Here is a 15959-nt window from a genome sequence, read left to right on the forward strand (position 1 = left end):
CCACCAGAAACCCAAAGCCATTCTGCTCACAGGCTTGAAACACAGCATTATTGCAGTAACCCGAATCCGCTCGCAAAAGAGGCCGGCGGCGAACCGCTTGTCGTGGGAGGTGGCGAGCCACCTCACTGATCACAAAGGGAGCATCATCGGCGGTGAACGCATTGCCTTCACGCACATTCAGGTAGTGGAGGAAACCTTTCTGATCAAACACTTCAATGGAATCCAGGCCCCACCCGTTTTTGCAGTTATAGGCCAGACCCTTCATCTTCACACCATACTGCTCATGACCCGTCGAATCGATATCCAATATCAAACGCTCCGCAGAACCGCTGCGGAGATGGAATTCCCCGGCCACGCGACAAAGATCCTGATTCAATCGCTCCAGATGAAATCCAGAAAATTTGCGCAGATAATCACCTTAGCTCGTCGAGCTCCCAAGCCTGCCATTGACCTCGCGGAACATCGGATCGCAGCGAAGCCTTTCCATTTCCTCAAGATCAGGATCCTGCCTGAAGCAGCCCCCTCCATGGGACTGATGCTGAACGATTTACGCTCCTTTGGCCTGACTTTAAATCCGGCAAACTGTAGATTTTTACCCTGGGGTGAAACGGGAATGACGACTGAATGACAATAGAGATAATGTCTCGTCAGGACGGCAAGGAGGAGTTTCGGGGATCTAGGATTATATTTGAATCCCCATACTTGCTTGCCATTGCAGATTCGCTGTTCATCGCCCATCGTGTGATTTTTCTAAATGATTTCAGAAAATTGACCATTAATCGGTATAACTTTAATCAGTCAACTATCTGATTTTAATACATAAAGCATGACCAGAAGCTGGCTCAACCAATCACCCACTGATCCCTAAAGGACAGTGAGCGAAGAGCGTTGCGGCGGGCCCTCGCTCAAGCTTGAGGCCCAAATGTCTGCCATTTGCCAGTGCAAACTTCGAATGTCACACATGTTTCCAACGATCCTCTTTACTCGGGATCGGTAGTCTAAAGTCTACGTCGCTAGCCAACAGGAGTGCGGACATTTTTGTGAGTAAAATCGAACAAAATTGTTTTTATTGATCAATTTTATGAACAAAATACCTTAAACTCTAACCAATTTCGTGCTAAACTAAGAAATAAAAGACAAATTGTTCATAAAATAGAACAAAAATGGAGATTATGACTAACATGGTGAACAAAGGGAAGACAAAAGCCGTCCTTTTCCCAAAGGTCGTCCGGGCCCTCAAAATCACCGGGGAAAACATTCGTTTGGCTCGTCGTCGGCGACATTGGACAACGGAAAATCTTGCAGAAAGAGCAGGTATTGCGCGTGGAACCTTGGTCGCCATTGAGAAAGGCTCATCCAGTGTTTCCATAGGTCACTATGCATCTGTGCTTTTTGCGTTGGGATTGGCGGATGATCTTGCGCTATTGGCTGCAGATGATCCCGAAGGTCGTAAATTGCAGGATATCAAAACGCTCGCTGGCACACGCAAGGAAACATTATGAAAGTCGAGGCTCTTGTTTATGCATCCTGGTCGCCTCTGCCCGAGCCTCAACTCATGGGTGTACTGTCGGCGAGTTATCTCAAAGGAAAAGAAAACTTTTCATTTGAATTTGATAAGTCCTGGCTGCTCCGCAACAACAATCCCAGGCTTGATCCTGACCTACCTTTGGTGATGGGGAAAAGTTATCCACAAGGGAAATCGCTCTTTGGCATCTTCTCAGATGCAGCTCCCGATCGATGGGGGCGTCGCCTGATGCTGCGAAGAGAAAAGATGATTGCGCGAAAAGAAGGACGCCCCGAACGAACGCTCCTGGAACTCGATTTTCTTTTGGGTGTCGATGATTCTGGGCGAATGGGGGGACTTCGTTTTAAAAAGGATACATTTGGTCCGTTTTTGGAAGACGATCATAAGAGTCCCGCGCCCCCGATAGCAGATTTAAGAAAGCTAGAGAATGCGGCTCTCACACTGGAAAGAGATGATGAAGCCAAAATTGATGAGGCATTGGCCATCCTCTTCAGACCCGGCGCTTCCTTAGGTGGGGCGCGCCCCAAAGCCAATGTCGTGGATCCCTCAGGTGCGCTTTGGATCGCGAAATTTCCGAGTGCACGTGATGATATTGACGTTGGTGGCTGGGAGGAAGTTACGGCTTCGCTAGCCAGGGCGTGTGGGCTGAATACCGCAGAGTCCAAAGCGGTGAAGCTTGGTTCGAAGCATCACACGTTTCTAACCAAACGTTTTGATCGCGGTGAGAATAAAAAGCGATATGCTTACGCATCGGCCATGACGCTTTTGGGGAAAAAGGACGGAGAGAGCGAAGAAACCAGCTATCTGGACTTGGCCGAACTCATTATTTCCCAAAGCGGGACCCCCAAGGCACAACTTCACGAATTATGGAAGCGCATCGTCTTTTCCATACTTGTCTCCAATACGGATGATCATCTACGAAATCATGGATTCCTTTACAACTTCGATCACAAAGGGTGGGACCTGTCGCCGGCCTTTGATATCAACCCGATTCAGGGTGCCGTGGGATTGACTTTAACGATCGATGAGGACGACAGCTCATTGAGTCTGGAATGCGCACAATCGGTGGCTCCTTATTTTCAAGTAAATCCAAGGGAAGCGGAAGATGTCATCCAACATTTCCATGCGGTTCGAAAAGGGTGGCGCATGCAGGCAAAGAAGCTAGGAATCAGACCTTCAGAGATTGAACTGATGGCTTCGGTATTCGATGCTGAGAGATAAAGTACAAAGTCTGGATACCTACGGATTACTTGCAATGAATTCAGAGCGCACCGCCCACTCCTTTGGCCTGACAGTTGGGCAGCAGACCACGCGCAAATATCCAGTAGGAGGGGCGTAGTTGGGCGGATGTAAGGGACATCTTGACGAGTATACTTTTACAGCGGCGCAGCCTTAAAAAAAGTGGTCATACCCTGCATCTGACTCAACCATTCAGGTGCAGATCTTATTTCGCAGCCATCTGCAAAAGTCTTTTCCTGATCCAGCTCGGCAACCAACTGAACCATAAGTACATTCTTTGTTGCAACTTCCTGGGCCAACCCGAAATTTGACGACCGCGCTCCATCACGCCATTTGCATTCAATAAGCGCGTGGACTCGGGTGCGATCGGCAATCACAAAGTCGATTTCGCGCCCATCTTTCTTACGCAAAAATTGGAGAGTCAGATCCTTTCCAAAAGAATCTTTCATAAAATCAAGCTCACTTTGCAGCGCAAGAGCAACCAGATTCTCAAAGCGAGCTCCCTCACTGCCTTCAACTCTAGCGATATCATAGAAGTAGAACTTTGGAGATTTGCTGATAACCTGGCTTTGCTTGTGCACATAGGGGGTGACACGAAACAAGACAAACAGACTTTCCAGGATTCCAAGCCAGCGCTTAATGGTCTTATCACTTACCTGAAGCGTGCGTGCTAGGGAACTATAAGAGACAGTCGACCCCACCTGCTGGGCTAAAAGGTAAATGAGCTGTTCGATTCCCTGGATGCTTGAAACGGTTTCCAAGTCCACCAGATCCTGGCGCAAAATGATGTCCAGATGCGTCGCTCGCCAGCGCTGATAGAAGATGGACGAACCGTCAAGATAAGGTTCGGGAAAGCCGCTGCAATTCATTAAGCGCATAAAGCTTTCCTGAGCCTGGAAGTTCTCTCCTACGCTTTTGAGTTCATTAAGAGTCAAGGGGTTCAGTCGATATTGAAAGTAGCGCCCAGCAAGCGAATCACCCACTTTTCGATAGGTATCAAGACGGGCACTCCCAGTCACAAAAAGCGAGGGCCCGTTCTTTTCTGTGTCATAGATGCCCTTAAGCCACTGTTTCCAACGTGACATCTTGTGCAGTTCATCGAATATTATAAGCTTCCGCTTACGATCCCAAGCAGCCTCTACTATAAGTTGTCGGTGCTCAGCTCGATCGAAGTTGAGATATTGGTAGTCGGAAGTGATCAGTTGACTCAAAGTGGTTTTGCCGACTTGACGTGGGCCACTAAGAAGCTGGATCTTTTTGCCAAAGTCTTGGGTCAGTATTTTTTGAATTCGACGTTGCATAATTCCAACATATCCAGTGGGTTACAGGTGTCTCAACTTTTTCGGACTGCAATCCGAAAAAGTTAGACTATTTCGGAATATACTCCGAAATAGTCTATTCGACAAGCCTTCGGGATCACTGATGGGTCCCACTCAAAATGTCCCTGGGCGCTTCTTACTTCTTGGCTCAGCTTCTGTCGAACTGCTCCAGCAGAGTTCCGAATCGCTGGCTGGACGGATCGCCTATCATCAAGTGTTACCGTTCAACTGGAAGGAAATTCAGCAGGTAGCATCGACTGCTGGAGCCTCCATATTTCAAAGGGTATTGCAGCGTGCTGGATGTCCAGATAGCTTTCTTGCTCCTTCAGATGACTTATCATGGAGCTGGCGCGAGCAGTTTATCCAAACATTCCTGGAAAGAGACTTCGCTCTTTTGCAAATCAAAACACCCGCCACGCAGATGAGGCGACTTTGGTTGATGTGTGCTCACTTTCATGGGCAAATTGTCAACTATTCAAAGATCGCCGGATCACTTGATGTAACTCATCCAACCGTCAAATCCTACATCGATACACTTTTATCTACTTTCATGATTCAACTTCTACAACCCTGGGAAGTAAACATCAAAAAGCGCCAGGTCAAATCACCTAAATATATCTAAGAAATCCTGGGATTCTGGCTTCCCTTCTTGGCTTGCAGACCTTTGAAAGCCTCTATAGCCATCCGAGTTATGGAGCCTTCTGGGAAGGTTACGCCATCGAGAACATTATTCAGCATCTTGGTATACGGGAACCGTCATTCGGGTTTTATCGTACTCACACCGGCGAGGAAATTGACTTGGTATGCCAGTATAACGGAAAACTCTAGGTCTTGAATTCAAAACAGGATCCCAACCTAAATTAGCAGAACACACCAGAAACACGCTCGACGAGATTGGAATTGATGAGTTCTACGTTGTAGTTCCAGACAGAGAAACATATCCAATACTTTCAGGACGAGGAAAAGTCATCAGTCTTGACAACGTGTTAAAGGAAATTTGAAAAGTCACTTTGATAGGCCAAATATTTATTCCTGACTCTTGCTTTGTCACTGGCTTTTACTCGCACCTTTTTACTATAAACAAGCTCTGATCTTTGGAGAGCTTATGTCAAATTCATCGCCTAAAAAGCAGCGTGCACGTTCAAGAGGACCAGCTTCAAAAAACATCAGTCACTGTACAAAGCTCGTCCTCGTGGATAGCGAACCCCTCCGCGAAAAAGTCTGGCGGGCTTATCAGACTGCACTTAGAAAATTTGATAAGGCGACGAGAGAACTGCACCAGTTTACGGAATCGGATCAGGATCGGTATAGGCTTTGGTATGAGGGGGAGTTTGGGCGAGAGATTGTGCAGCTGCAGAAGTCGCGTGGAGCCGTGGCGGAGTTGACGGACTGGATGGAGCAGATTGAGGCTTACGCGGAATATAAGGATGTGAGTCTGGGTGAAAGTTTGAGGATTTTGGAGGGGGTAAAGGGGAAGGAAAGGCTGGAGGAGTTTTGGTCGGAGGTGGTGCGGGAGATTGAGGTTGAAGAGGAGCAGGAAAGAGAGGCGCGACGCGGGAGCAATCAGGGTCGAAGCAGGAAGAAAGTGGAAGAGGACTTTGAGAGGATTTTTGATGAGGCGAAAGAGGAGTTTTATGGGGGTGGGGTGAAGGAGAAGGAGGAGAGGGATGAGGGGCTCGAGAGGAGTTTGAAGGGGCTTTATCATAAGCTTGCGTTGAAGCTGCATCCAGATACGAATCCGAATCAGAGCGATGAGGAGAAGGAGCTTTTTCAGAGGGTGCAGGAGGCTTATCGGGATAGGGATTTGGAGGGGCTAGAGGAGGTTTGGAAGAGGGTTGAAGGGGGAGGTGAGGAGGTTTTTTCCTGGAAGACGGCGGCGATTGGGGAGATTATTCGGCGGAAGAAAGCTCTTGATTTGAGGAATAGGGATCTGGGGGCGGAGCTGAAGTATGCGAAGGTGCATCCGGCTTGGGAATTTTCGAAAACGTTTAAGAATAAGACGGCGCTTTCGAGTCTTAGGTTGAAGCTACGAAATGGTTTATTGAAAGAGCAGGCTCAGTTGGATGCTATTTGGCTCGAGCTGAATGAGCAGCTGCACGAGGTCGAGAGGGTTTCCCGCAGAACGGGGAAACGCGGGCCGAAAGTCAAACCTAAAAATTAATCTCCACATTGAGACAGATTTGGTAGAAACGCGCATTTTTACGACTCACCAATAATATTGGAGAGATTAGCGCGCGTTCGCTAGAATAGAGCTGAGCTTTCATAGGAGGATGGTCCATGTCCAAGACGATGAGCGGGACTCAGGTGGCTCCTGCGAACGTGGGAATCGCGAATCCGGAGTCTGATGTCCTTTCGCTGATTATCACGCGTCCGGAGGATAAGGCGGATTGTCCCTTTTGGATCGGACTCTACAGGAAAGGGGGGGCGGGGGCTCGGGAAGTGTTTGCCCTCGAACGGATTGAGGATGTGTTTAAACTCCTCACGGAGCGCGGGCTCGATGAAAAGCAGGCCCTGATGCTCTCGGACAGCAGCGGTGAAGGCGTTCGGCAGTTTTATCTGGTGCCGGAAACGCTCTGCAAGAATGATCGGCAGGAGGCTAAAGGCCTTATCCTGAAAACGATTGAGGCGCTGAAGCCTACTCGGATTGGCGTTTACTTTGGAATTGATGCGAAGAACCCTGAAGCCAGTCGAGCCATGCTCGAAGAGATCCTGATTGGGCTGGCGCGGACGGGGATTCGAGAGCTTTTTCTTTTCACCGGAAGTTTAGGGGTGAATACGGTCCTGAATGCTGCCCTGCGGGTGAAGCATGGACTGGCTGGAAGCAAAGAGCTGCAAGTCTTTCACTAAATCGAATGAATGGCTTCACGCGTGATTTCATCTGTTCATAGGTATGCGGCTGTATGAGCCTTTGAAAAAGAGGCAAGGACGGAAAGCCATGCTCCGCATGATCTTGAAGCGACCCTTCGATCAGATGATCCATAGTTTCGAATATGATTATTATTTATACAGATTTCGGGCTTAAAAGACGTCAAAACGGATGTGAAATAAAGTTATCCACAGAAAAACGAAAAAGTTGTGGATAACTTAAATTTAAAAAAACTGACGCACAAAAAATGACCAGAAAAAAACCTCGCGATCCTGCCTAATTTTTATACAAAAAAGCGTAGCAGAAAACTCATGGACACACTCTCTTCTGCGTCATAATTTCATTAGCATAATGACGTATTTTGTCAAGCCTCGGCCTGGTGCACGATGGTTTTGGGAATTTCTGAAATTTATGCGTCAAAAAAGATGGGAGGATTCCATGAGCTGGCCTGTACAGCATGTAAGCATCAGCATCAACCGCACGCCGGATAAGGTTTACGCCTATGCTGCCAAGCCTGAAAATTTACCCGAGTGGGCGGCGGGATTAAGCGGCAGCATTCGACGGGTGGGGGAAACCTGGGTCGCAGACTCGCCCATGGGTCAGGTGAAGATACGTTTTGCCCCCGAGAACAGCTTTGGGATTTTGGATCATGACGTCACGTTGCCGAACGGGGAGGTCGTGCACAATCCCATGAGGGTTTTGCGCAATGATACGGAAAGTGAAGTGGTGTTCACGCTCTTTCAAAGACCGGGCATGTCGCTGGAGAATCTGCAAAGCGACGCCAATCAGGTGTTTGAGGATCTTTTGAAACTGAAGATGATTCTGGAAGAGAAGGATTAACGGCCGTCTTCCAGAAAGGACTTCAAACGCACCAGGGCCTCATCCCATTGTCGGGCCATGCTCTGGAGGGCGTCCTGCGCTTCATCCAAGGGCTCGGGGTTCAATGTATAAAGACTCTCACGGCCCGACTTCATCTGCCGGACCAGGCCGACCTCCTCAAGCACGTGCAGATGCTTGGTGATGGCCTGACGCGTGACGTCGGAACCCTCGGTGAGTTTGGAAATGGAGCGCGGCTCCCCGTCGCCAAGTTGCCGGACGAGAGTGAGTCTGGTTTTATCGCCGAGGGCTGCAAAGACTTCGGCCTGGCGTTTGAGAGCGGCTTCACGGATTTTGCGTGACATAGTCCAACACGTTCTTCATTTGGATGTCCCAACCCTGCTCATTGCCGCGTCGTGCGTCGTCCCGGATGGCTGGACTGAGTTTCTCAAAACCGGATTCCGTGACCGTTAGCCGGGTTCCGCCCGGAATTTCCTCAAGCCGGAATTCGACCAGCTGCCAGGGCTCCTGACTCAAATCCACGGAGGCATTTTCGGTATACGGCGGCCAGAGGAAGGAAAAAAGTTTTTCCGGCTCCATTTTAAGGACCTTGGCCTCCCACTTGAGATGCTCGTAGCCAGGATAGGCCATGAATCCTGTGGACGTCTCGCCAATTCTGAACGGCTGATCAATCTTTGCGCGGAACCACTGACCAAATTCCCGGGAATCCGTAAGCGCCTTCCAGACGCGTGAGAGGGGAGCTTTGATGTCGATGGTGCGTTGAATTCTCTGTGTCATAGGCAACCTCCTGGTTGCACTTTAGCACCGCACGTTTTAAACGCAACCAAAAAGTTGCATGTTGCCACAAAATGCCATGAAATACGGGGTTTCGTGTATTCAAGATGAAGGGGAAAAATTAGTGAAGGAAGAGGAAATTGGTGGCGGAGAGAGAGGGATTCGAACCCTCGGTCCAGTTACCCAGACGCGTCCTTAGCAAGGACGTGCATTCGGCCACTCTGCCATCTCTCCGAACAAATCAATTCTTCAAGCTCTGCGAACGGAGGGAGAGGGATTCGAACCCCCGGTGAGTTACCCCACAACGGTTTTCAAGACCGCCGCCTTAAGCCACTCGGCCATCCCTCCATATCTTCCAGGGAAGGATGCCCTCAGAGACACGAAGCTTGAGCAAGGGTTTTATAATAGCTCGCTGGAGTCTGGCAACGCTTTTTTCGCAAGAGATTTCGGCAGGTGAGGACGGCGGGGCAGAGGCGGGCCGGCTCGTGCCGGCCGAAGCTTAGGCTACGTACTGCTGCAGACGGGCAATGCGCACGTCGAGCGATGGGTGAGTCGAGAAAAGATGCAGCCAGCCGCCTTTCTTCGAGGAGATTTTGAATGCGGCCATCGCCGGCGCGCCTTCCTCGGGAAGTTCAGCATTGGCCTTGAGACGCTGAAGAGCGCGGATCATCTTGTTGCGACCGGCGAGTTTCGCTCCACCGGCATCGGCGCGGAACTCACGATAGCGCGAGAACCAGGCGACGATCATGCTGCCCAGGATGCCGAAGAAAATTTCAAAGACAAAGACGGTCATCATATAAGCAAAATGTCCGAGGCCTTCGCCTTCTTCACGATCGCCGCGCAGCATTTGACTGACAGCATAGGCTGCGATACGGGCAAAGAACATGACGAAAGCGTTCACCACGCCCTGAATCAGAGTCATGGTCACCATATCACCGTTGGCAATGTGCGCGACCTCGTGACCCAGAACGCCTTCCACTTCCTCGCGGTCCATGCGGTTCAAGAGACCTTGGGAGACTGCGACAAGGGAATTGTTTTTCGTTGGGCCCGTAGCGAAGGCGTTGATTTCCATGCCGGGGTAAATGCCGACGTCCGGCATTTTCTCAAGTCCTGCGCCTTTGGCCAGACGGTGGACCATCTGCACGAGTTCTGCCGTGCGGCCACTGGAGCGAGGGTCGATGATTTCCACACCCATGGTCCAGACAGCTATTTTTTTCGACAGCAAAAGGGAAATGAACGAGCCGACCATACCCCAGATCAAACAGAAGACCAGGAGCGAACCCATGTTGAGGCCCTGGCTGGTCAGATAGGGTTGCACGCCCAGAAGATTCAGAACGATTGAAACTGTGACGACAATCGCGATGTTGACTGCCGCAAAGAGCAGGATTCTCTTCATAAAAGCCATACTGTGAACTCCCAACAAGGTTAATCCTGACAAGACATCCATGCGCCTGATTCAAGGTAAGCATGGACGGGCCAATGTCAACTTGGGAAGTATTTTACCGCAGAATTGGGTAAGAATTCTCTCAGAGACCACGTTTTTCCGCAGCGGGAACGCTGCCGGCCATCAGTTCCTGAGGCAGGTTCGGGCGCGGCTGACCCATGGCAATGGCCATGTTCTGGATAATACGGCCGATTTCTGGTTTATTTTTGTCGGTGGGAAGCCAGATTTCGGTGATGCCGCCGTCAGGGAGTTTACTCAGCATCTCGACGTTATTGAAGATGGTGACTTCAACGAGGCTGCCGCCCAGGCGCTTGAGGCGCATGGAAACCTTGTTTCTATGGACTTTGCCATCGAGGTAATAGGAATCCCATTCGGTGGTGATCAAACCGTTATTGCGGTCAGCAATCGCGAGATTGTAGTTGCGCAGAAGAACGTCCATGGTCGCTTCCCACACGCGGTCGTAACCGAGTTGAAAGCGGAAGGTGCCCTGGTCCACGGCGAAGATGGTCGGGCGTGGGGTGCGGGCGCCTGGAGCCGCAGCGGGTGCCGGAGCGGCTTTCGCTGGAGTTTGCGGGGAGACCGCACTTGGGGCTGCGGCGGCTTGCACTTCCTGATTGCTGCGATTGCCTGAGTATTTGCTTAAAAAAGCCGGCGTACTGCAGGCCGAACACCAACTGACAAAACACAGAACCGGGAGAAGTCCGAAACGCATCTTGCATCCTCCAGCTGACGCAGAATAAAAGGCGACCGAAGGTCGGTCGCCTGATCCGACGTGTATCAGCCGAGCAGATCTTTCACGACTTCGCGCTCTTCGAGCAGCTCTTTCGTGGTCTTACTGATCATTTCCCTGGCAAATGGCGTGAGTTTAAGATCTTTGACGATCTCGTAGGTGCCATCGCCGTTGGAACGAACGGGGTAAGAGTAGATCAGGCCGGCAGGGATATCATAGAGTTTTCCATCACTCGGAACAGCCGCCGAGAACCATTCTCCGCTGGGTGTTTTGGTGAGGAAACGTTTGACGTGATCTAGACAGGCCGAGGCCGCGGAGGCTGCGGAGGACTTGCCACGGGCTGCGATGACGGCTGCGCCGCGTTTTTGAACGGTGGCGAAGAAATCTTTTTCGAGCCAGTTGCGGTCGGTGATGACCTGGGTCACAGGCTTGCCGCCGATAAGGGCGTTATCGAAGTCAGGCACCATGGTCGAGCTATGGTTACCCCAGATGGCAAGGTTTTTCACCTGACCGACGTTCACACCAGCTTTCAGGGCCAGCTGAGCTTTGGCGCGATTTTCATCGAGCATGGTCATGGCCGAGAAACGGGTGGCCGGGACTTCGCGGCAGTTGTGCTGAGCGATGAGGGCGTTGGTGTTGCAAGGGTTGCCGACCACGCAGATGCGTACGTCTGAAGCAGCGCGTGCGAGGGCGCGGCCTTGAGCCACAAAGATCGGACCGTTGTCGCGGATCAGATCGTTGCGTTCCATGCCGGGACCGCGGGGCTTGCTGCCGACGAGGAGAGCCCAGTTGATGCCTTCGAAGCCTTTTTCTGGATTATCGTGAATCTCGATGCCGTCCAGTGTGGGGAAACCGCAGTCTTCGAGTTCCATGGCTGTGCCTTCGGCACCTTTGATGGCAGCTGGCAATTCGACCAAATGCAAGCGGACCGGGGTGTTTGGTCCGAAGAGTTCACCGGAAGCGATACGAAACAGCAGACTGTAACCGATCTGACCGGCGGCACCGGTCACAGCAACGCGAACAGGTTTTGTCATAACGAGGTCTCCTCTGGAAAAATCTACAGCCTCATGTCTACTCTTGGTCCCTGCGAAGGGGAAGTCCATTTCGATGGACTGGTCACCCGGTCGGGGATCCCCCTCCGGGGGATGACGACGGGGGAGTGGGACTGGTCACCCAAGAGATCGCATCGTCAGATGATGCGGCGTGCGTCCTGAGTCCGAGGGAGCGCATCATCGGATGACGCGGAGTGCATCCTGGGTCCGAGGGGGCGCGTCGTCGGATGACGCGCGGACAGTCAGTGCTTCTCGTCCAAAAGCTCAATCTCCGGAGTTTGATAGTCGGGTTTCCGGCGATTGAGGTCCCAGTATTGTTCCATGGGCTTATAGCTATCCACCAGCGACCAGTGCACAGGGCGGCCCTGGTCCTGGAAATATAGGACTTTGACCCTTTTATGGGATTTGAGTTCGGCGACACAGATGTGGCAGCCGTAGACCCGAAGGCTGATGCCGTCGACCTTGATGGTAGCCGCTTTGAAGTAGGCTCGCATGAAGGGGCGGCTGCAGAAGTAGCAGCCTTGAGCAGGGACTGCGGTTTCTTCCTGCCAGCGAGCCAGAAGGCCTGAGAAGAGGGGACGCTCTTCGATGGAACGCTTGAATTTACGGTATGTGTCTTCGATTTTCGTCTCGACGCGTTTGACGAGCGGGTTCACCTGGTTGATGAGCTTCGGGTCAAAACCGAAGTTCGGCGTACGGGTAAGCGCAGTGAGAAGCGTCTCCATCATGCGGAGACAGGACTCAAAGTCATCAAGAACGCGGGCGTTTTTCACATGAGGCACAAGATTACCAAGGGTATTGACCTTGAGGACAGCCAGATCAATGCGCGCGATCAGCTGCTGGTAGCGCCTGCGATAGGACCATGCTCGTTTGGGGTAGCGGCTCATCCAATAGCCACGCACGATCATGGCGAGACCAAGGCCCACCAGGACGGCTGCAACGCTCAGGACTATTGTGGTCACGCGTAGAACTCCAAACTTGTCCGTGTTTCCAGGATAACAGAGTGCTCATGCGCTGCGGGGCGGCAGCTTTTGCTCAGAGCTTAAGAGACTGATATTTCATAGCTAAAAGCAGGATCACGTCAGTCTTACGAAATTGGCTTAAGTTCAAAAGGTCTTCACCGAAAGGATGGGACAGGAGGTGATGATCATGGCGGCCCAATACGGAACTTCACGGCAGCACTTCAATAAGGTTTTAGAGGCCTATCTCAATTATGTCGCCCTGTACAAGCTGTTTAACAGTGGCAGCATCAAAGGAGTCACACCTTTTAACGTCTTTTACTGGCGTATGACCTATCACGTCCGTTACGAGAACAGTGAGAACATTTCCCGAGTGGTTTGAGCCCATTGCGCCCCTGGAGGAAGTTCCCCTGCCGCCTGTCTGGCCCGTGTGGACAGGCCGAATTCATACTTTAATCTCTCCGACTATCGCACCAACTTGACCCAGAGCCCCCAGCTCATTATAAAACCTTTAGGTAAGATGCACGCTTTGGACGTTTATGGAAGCGAGTGACACGGACATTTCAGGCTGGCAACTGCGCGCGACTGAAGATGGGATTCAGATTCTGGACTCCATTCTTTGGCTGGACGCGCGCTTTACGCGTGATTTGTCGTTTCTGTCTTCGGCCTGCTGCCTCAGTGGTCGCACCGAGGCGCGGGTCATCAGTACGGAAGAAACGGTCAAGCTTCTGGCCATCAACAACATCAAACTCAACGCTCTCATCTGCCCCTATAATCAGATCGTCTCTCTGGGACAGCTCAGGATGGAACTTTTGCCGTCCGGAGCCGGACTCGGGGCCGCTTCACTTTGGGTGGAACAACGGCAGGGTTCGCTCCTCTATGCCCCGCAGCTGCAGCCGCAAAAGACCGGGATCACCCGCCTGATGCAGCTGAAACACGCCGACACCCTGATTCTGGGCGCGAGGCACCCTTATCCGGCGCATCATCATCCGAGCCGCAAAAAGGAGAAGGATCGCCTGCTGCAAGCCCTTCAGCAGCGACTTGAGCTGGGGGAGTATCCTATCATTCTCTGTGAACCCTATGCCGTGGCCCAGGAAATCTGCCGGTTTCTGACCGAGCATGGGATCGAGCCTGCCGTTCACAAGAGCATCTACCGCATCAATCAGATCTATGGAATGTACGGCTCGGACCTTGGTCACTATAGTCTGCTGCATAAGAGGCTCCGGGATAAAAAGGTGATGATCCTGCCGCTCAGCACCTTCTCGAAGCCGAATGATCGTCGACCGCTGCCCGAAGGTCCGATTTTCTGTGTGGAGGAATCCACCCTGCAGACCTCCTGGCCGGACCTGCGTCGTCCCGTGGCTGAACGTTTTTTTATCAGCAGCTCTGGAGATGGACGGGAACTCAAGTCGATCATTCAAAGCGTGGGTCCTCGTGAAGTGTTTGTGACCGGCCCTTATGCCAAGCAATATGCCGAGGAACTGAGCACACAGAAGCTTCCTGTTCATGCCCTTTATCCAAGCCACCTGCCCACTCTTTTCTAGTCCCACTCGATGTCCTTAAACTTTTGCGATGAGACCACTTTGTTTTCCGGGGCGCACGCTGGGAAGGAATACGCCAAGGCTCTTTCTTCTTCGCTGCAGCCTGTTATATTGCCCGTTTGGAGGTGATTGCAGGGGAGTCGGCTGCGGCTCTTCTTTTTTCTGGTTGTGTGCATGCGGGCTCTTTTGCGAGCTGGGGAATGATCCTATCCTTACAAAACCGATATTGTTGTAGATATCAATATTCGGTTGAAAATTTCGGACTTCCTCTATATTTTTGTCGACTCGACTCGACATTTTCAATATTGAGCGATAACACGATGATTTATTTAGATTATACACGAACAATACAGCAGCGTCTGGCCGAAGAAAGTCCCCTGATACAGGTCATCCTGGGTCCGCGCCAAGTAGGCAAGACAACCTCCATATTACAGGTCACTCAACATCTTGAAGGCAAAGTTCCGTATCACTATGCGTCCGCTGATGCAGTCTTCGCCAGCGATTGGAGTTGGATCGAAGAACAATGGTTTATTGCTGCCAACCTGGGAAAAGGCAGTCTGCTGATTCTCGATGAAATCCAAAAAGTCGCAAACTGGTCTGAGCTCATAAAAAAGCTTTGGGACGAAAATGTGAGGACTAAAAGTGGACTCAAGATCGTACTCTTAGGCTCAAGCTCATTAGCCCTACAGACAGGCCTTTCAGAGAGTCTAACTGGTCGCTTTGAATTGATTCGGGCTTATCACTGGAACTTATTTGAATCCAATGCTGCCTTTGGCTTTACACTGGATGATTTTTTGCTGTTTGGGGGATACCCTGGTGCTGCGGCCTATCGCCATGATACCCAACGCTGGTACCGCTATCTGAAGGACTCCATTATTGAAACAGTCCTGGAAAAAGACATTCTTCAGTTACGTCGTATAGCGAGACCATCTCTCTTTCGTCAGGTTTTTGAGCTTCTTTGCAATTATCCGGCCGCCGAAATTAGCTTGAGAAAACTGGTGGGACAGCTCCAAGATCCAGGCGCCATAGAAACAGTTCAGAGTTATATTGATATCCTTGAAGGTGCTTACCTTGTCAAAACACTTCAAAAGTTCAGCACAAATCCGCTTCAAAAAAAATCATCGAGTCCTAAAATTATGCCACTTGCGCCTGCCCTTTGCACATTTGCGAGTGGGGACACGAAGCTTGACAGTAACGAACAGGGACGCAGGTTTGAACTTATCGTCGGATTGGATCTGCTCCGGCTACCAGGAGAAGTCTATTACTGGCGCCAGGATTCCCATGAGGTTGACTACGTTCTAAAGCAGGGACGTAATGTCCTGGCGATTGAAGTCAAATCCGGACGCAAAAAGTCTTTTCAGGGTCTTGCGAAGTTCAAAGAAAAATTTCCGCAATCGCGACAAATCATGATCACACAAGAAAACTACGAAAAATTCGCGATGAATCCCCTGAACTTTTTGGAAGGATATTCGTAATCGTCCAGCCAGGCACTTCCTACGGCTCGCTGGAAGGGAAACTCAAGTCGATCATTCCGTTCATGCCCTTTATCCAAGCCATCTGCCCACTCTTTTCTAATCTCATTCCATGTCCTTGGCTATTTCTGATGGAAACGCCTAGGTTTTCCTCCGTCCACTTAGGGAAGGAAAACGCTGATGTTTTGTATTCTTCGCCGC

The 15959-nt window shown here is 51.0% G+C and carries 16 protein-coding genes, 2 tRNA genes and 1 pseudogene; 9 read left to right on the top strand and 10 right to left on the bottom strand.

What is annotated here, in order from left to right; translation table 11 throughout:
• Positions 1-376: transposase (locus tag VFO10_RS08705; protein WP_325139092.1), on the bottom strand; the 376-nt coding region annotated here is incomplete at its 3' end.
• Between the two features lie 796 nt (positions 377-1172).
• Between VFO10_RS08705 and VFO10_RS08710 the strand changes: the two genes are divergently transcribed.
• Together VFO10_RS08710 and VFO10_RS08715 are read left to right on the top strand one after the other, a co-directional pair.
• Entirely contained in the window at positions 1173-1502 is a 330-nt protein-coding gene (locus VFO10_RS08710; protein ID WP_325139094.1) for a helix-turn-helix transcriptional regulator, read from the top strand.
• Positions 1499-2746, top strand: coding sequence for a type II toxin-antitoxin system HipA family toxin (locus VFO10_RS08715; RefSeq protein ID WP_325139096.1), 1248 nt, complete (start codon positions 1499-1501; stop codon positions 2744-2746). Before VFO10_RS08710 ends, VFO10_RS08715 begins: the two co-directional genes overlap by 4 nt.
• Before the next feature lie 155 nt (positions 2747-2901).
• Here the strand turns inward: VFO10_RS08715 and VFO10_RS08720 are convergent, their stop codons facing one another.
• The gene (locus tag VFO10_RS08720) at positions 2902-4065 is read right to left on the bottom strand and encodes an ATP-binding protein (protein ID WP_325139098.1); all 1164 of its coding nucleotides are present in this window, start codon (positions 4063-4065) and stop codon (positions 2902-2904) included.
• 439 nt (positions 4066-4504) lie between these two features.
• On the opposite strand from VFO10_RS08720, the pseudogene VFO10_RS31390 reads away from it, so the two are divergent.
• The 4 genes and pseudogenes from VFO10_RS31390 (at position 4505) to VFO10_RS08740 (ending at position 7789) form a co-directional block, all read left to right on the top strand.
• A pseudogene (locus VFO10_RS31390) lies at positions 4505-4911 on the top strand (DUF4143 domain-containing protein).
• Between the two features lie 277 nt (positions 4912-5188).
• Complete coding sequence (locus VFO10_RS08730; RefSeq protein WP_325139101.1) at positions 5189-6244, top strand: J domain-containing protein; 1056 nt, start codon at positions 5189-5191, stop codon at positions 6242-6244.
• A gap of 116 nt (positions 6245-6360) precedes the next feature.
• The gene (locus tag VFO10_RS08735; protein WP_325139103.1) at positions 6361-6930 is read left to right on the top strand and encodes a hypothetical protein; all 570 of its coding nucleotides are present in this window, start codon (positions 6361-6363) and stop codon (positions 6928-6930) included.
• A 457-nt stretch (positions 6931-7387) separates the two neighbouring features.
• Complete coding sequence (locus tag VFO10_RS08740) at positions 7388-7789, top strand: hypothetical protein (RefSeq protein WP_325139105.1); 402 nt, start codon at positions 7388-7390, stop codon at positions 7787-7789.
• Here VFO10_RS08740 and VFO10_RS08745 read toward each other — a convergent pair.
• The 8 genes from VFO10_RS08745 to VFO10_RS08780 form a co-directional block, all read right to left on the bottom strand.
• Positions 7786-8130 carry a metalloregulator ArsR/SmtB family transcription factor gene (locus VFO10_RS08745; RefSeq protein ID WP_325139107.1) on the bottom strand — a complete coding sequence of 115 codons (345 nt, stop codon included), beginning with the start codon at positions 8128-8130 and terminating at the stop codon, positions 7786-7788. The genes VFO10_RS08740 and VFO10_RS08745 overlap by 4 nt on opposite strands.
• A complete protein-coding gene (locus VFO10_RS08750) occupies positions 8111-8563 on the bottom strand; it encodes an SRPBCC family protein (protein ID WP_325139108.1) in 453 nt (150 codons plus the stop codon). The genes VFO10_RS08745 and VFO10_RS08750 overlap by 20 nt, the downstream gene beginning before the upstream one ends.
• Positions 8564-8704: 141 nt before the next feature.
• Positions 8705-8794 (bottom strand) — tRNA-Ser (locus tag VFO10_RS08755).
• Between the two features lie 29 nt (positions 8795-8823).
• A tRNA-Ser gene (locus tag VFO10_RS08760) sits at positions 8824-8908 on the bottom strand.
• Between the two features lie 151 nt (positions 8909-9059).
• The gene (htpX, locus tag VFO10_RS08765) at positions 9060-9965 is read right to left on the bottom strand and encodes a protease HtpX (protein ID WP_325139109.1); all 906 of its coding nucleotides are present in this window, start codon (positions 9963-9965) and stop codon (positions 9060-9062) included.
• A gap of 121 nt (positions 9966-10086) precedes the next feature.
• Positions 10087-10716: a hypothetical protein gene (locus tag VFO10_RS08770; protein WP_325139111.1), complete on the bottom strand. Its 630-nt coding sequence runs from the start codon at positions 10714-10716 to the stop codon at positions 10087-10089.
• A gap of 65 nt (positions 10717-10781) precedes the next feature.
• Entirely contained in the window at positions 10782-11768 is a 987-nt protein-coding gene (locus VFO10_RS08775) for a malate dehydrogenase (protein WP_325139113.1), read from the bottom strand.
• A 260-nt stretch (positions 11769-12028) separates the two neighbouring features.
• A complete protein-coding gene (locus tag VFO10_RS08780) occupies positions 12029-12748 on the bottom strand; it encodes a hypothetical protein (RefSeq protein WP_325139115.1) in 720 nt (239 codons plus the stop codon).
• A gap of 187 nt (positions 12749-12935) precedes the next feature.
• Between VFO10_RS08780 and VFO10_RS08785 the strand changes: the two genes are divergently transcribed.
• From VFO10_RS08785 to VFO10_RS08795, 3 genes are all read left to right on the top strand, one after another.
• Positions 12936-13127 (top strand): hypothetical protein, encoded by a 192-nt coding sequence (locus VFO10_RS08785; RefSeq protein ID WP_325139117.1) that lies wholly within the window; start codon positions 12936-12938, stop codon positions 13125-13127.
• A 157-nt stretch (positions 13128-13284) separates the two neighbouring features.
• Positions 13285-14289, top strand: a complete 1005-nt coding sequence (locus VFO10_RS08790) for a hypothetical protein (protein ID WP_325139119.1) — start codon at positions 13285-13287, stop codon at positions 14287-14289.
• 317 nt (positions 14290-14606) lie between these two features.
• Positions 14607-15761 (top strand): ATP-binding protein, encoded by a 1155-nt coding sequence (locus VFO10_RS08795; protein WP_325139121.1) that lies wholly within the window; start codon positions 14607-14609, stop codon positions 15759-15761.
• Positions 15762-15959 lie beyond the last annotated feature (198 nt).

It is taken from the genome of Oligoflexus sp. (genome assembly GCF_035712445.1).
In the GTDB taxonomy this organism is placed as follows: Bacteria; Bdellovibrionota_B; Oligoflexia; order Oligoflexales; family Oligoflexaceae; genus Oligoflexus.

Bases quoted from the DNA above. Each gene is read 5' to 3' on its own strand.
- VFO10_RS08745 (WP_325139107.1), bottom strand. From the start codon at position 8,130: ATGTCACGCAAAATCCGTGAAGCCGCTCTCAAACGCCAGGCCGAAGTC.
- VFO10_RS08720 (WP_325139098.1), bottom strand. From the start codon at position 4,065: ATGCAACGTCGAATTCAAAAAATACTGACCCAAGACTTTGGCAAAAAG.
- htpX (WP_325139109.1), bottom strand. From the start codon at position 9,965: ATGGCTTTTATGAAGAGAATCCTGCTCTTTGCGGCAGTCAACATCGCG.
- VFO10_RS08775 (WP_325139113.1), bottom strand. From the start codon at position 11,768: ATGACAAAACCTGTTCGCGTTGCTGTGACCGGTGCCGCCGGTCAGATC.
- VFO10_RS08735 (WP_325139103.1), top strand. From the start codon at position 6,361: ATGTCCAAGACGATGAGCGGGACTCAGGTGGCTCCTGCGAACGTGGGA.
- VFO10_RS08770 (WP_325139111.1), bottom strand. From the start codon at position 10,716: ATGCGTTTCGGACTTCTCCCGGTTCTGTGTTTTGTCAGTTGGTGTTCG.
- VFO10_RS08790 (WP_325139119.1), top strand. From the start codon at position 13,285: ATGGAAGCGAGTGACACGGACATTTCAGGCTGGCAACTGCGCGCGACT.
- VFO10_RS08750 (WP_325139108.1), bottom strand. From the start codon at position 8,563: ATGACACAGAGAATTCAACGCACCATCGACATCAAAGCTCCCCTCTCA.
- VFO10_RS08730 (WP_325139101.1), top strand. From the start codon at position 5,189: ATGTCAAATTCATCGCCTAAAAAGCAGCGTGCACGTTCAAGAGGACCA.
- VFO10_RS08785 (WP_325139117.1), top strand. From the start codon at position 12,936: ATGGCGGCCCAATACGGAACTTCACGGCAGCACTTCAATAAGGTTTTA.
- VFO10_RS08710 (WP_325139094.1), top strand. From the start codon at position 1,173: ATGACTAACATGGTGAACAAAGGGAAGACAAAAGCCGTCCTTTTCCCA.
- VFO10_RS08795 (WP_325139121.1), top strand. From the start codon at position 14,607: ATGATTTATTTAGATTATACACGAACAATACAGCAGCGTCTGGCCGAA.
- VFO10_RS08740 (WP_325139105.1), top strand. From the start codon at position 7,388: ATGAGCTGGCCTGTACAGCATGTAAGCATCAGCATCAACCGCACGCCG.
- VFO10_RS08715 (WP_325139096.1), top strand. From the start codon at position 1,499: ATGAAAGTCGAGGCTCTTGTTTATGCATCCTGGTCGCCTCTGCCCGAG.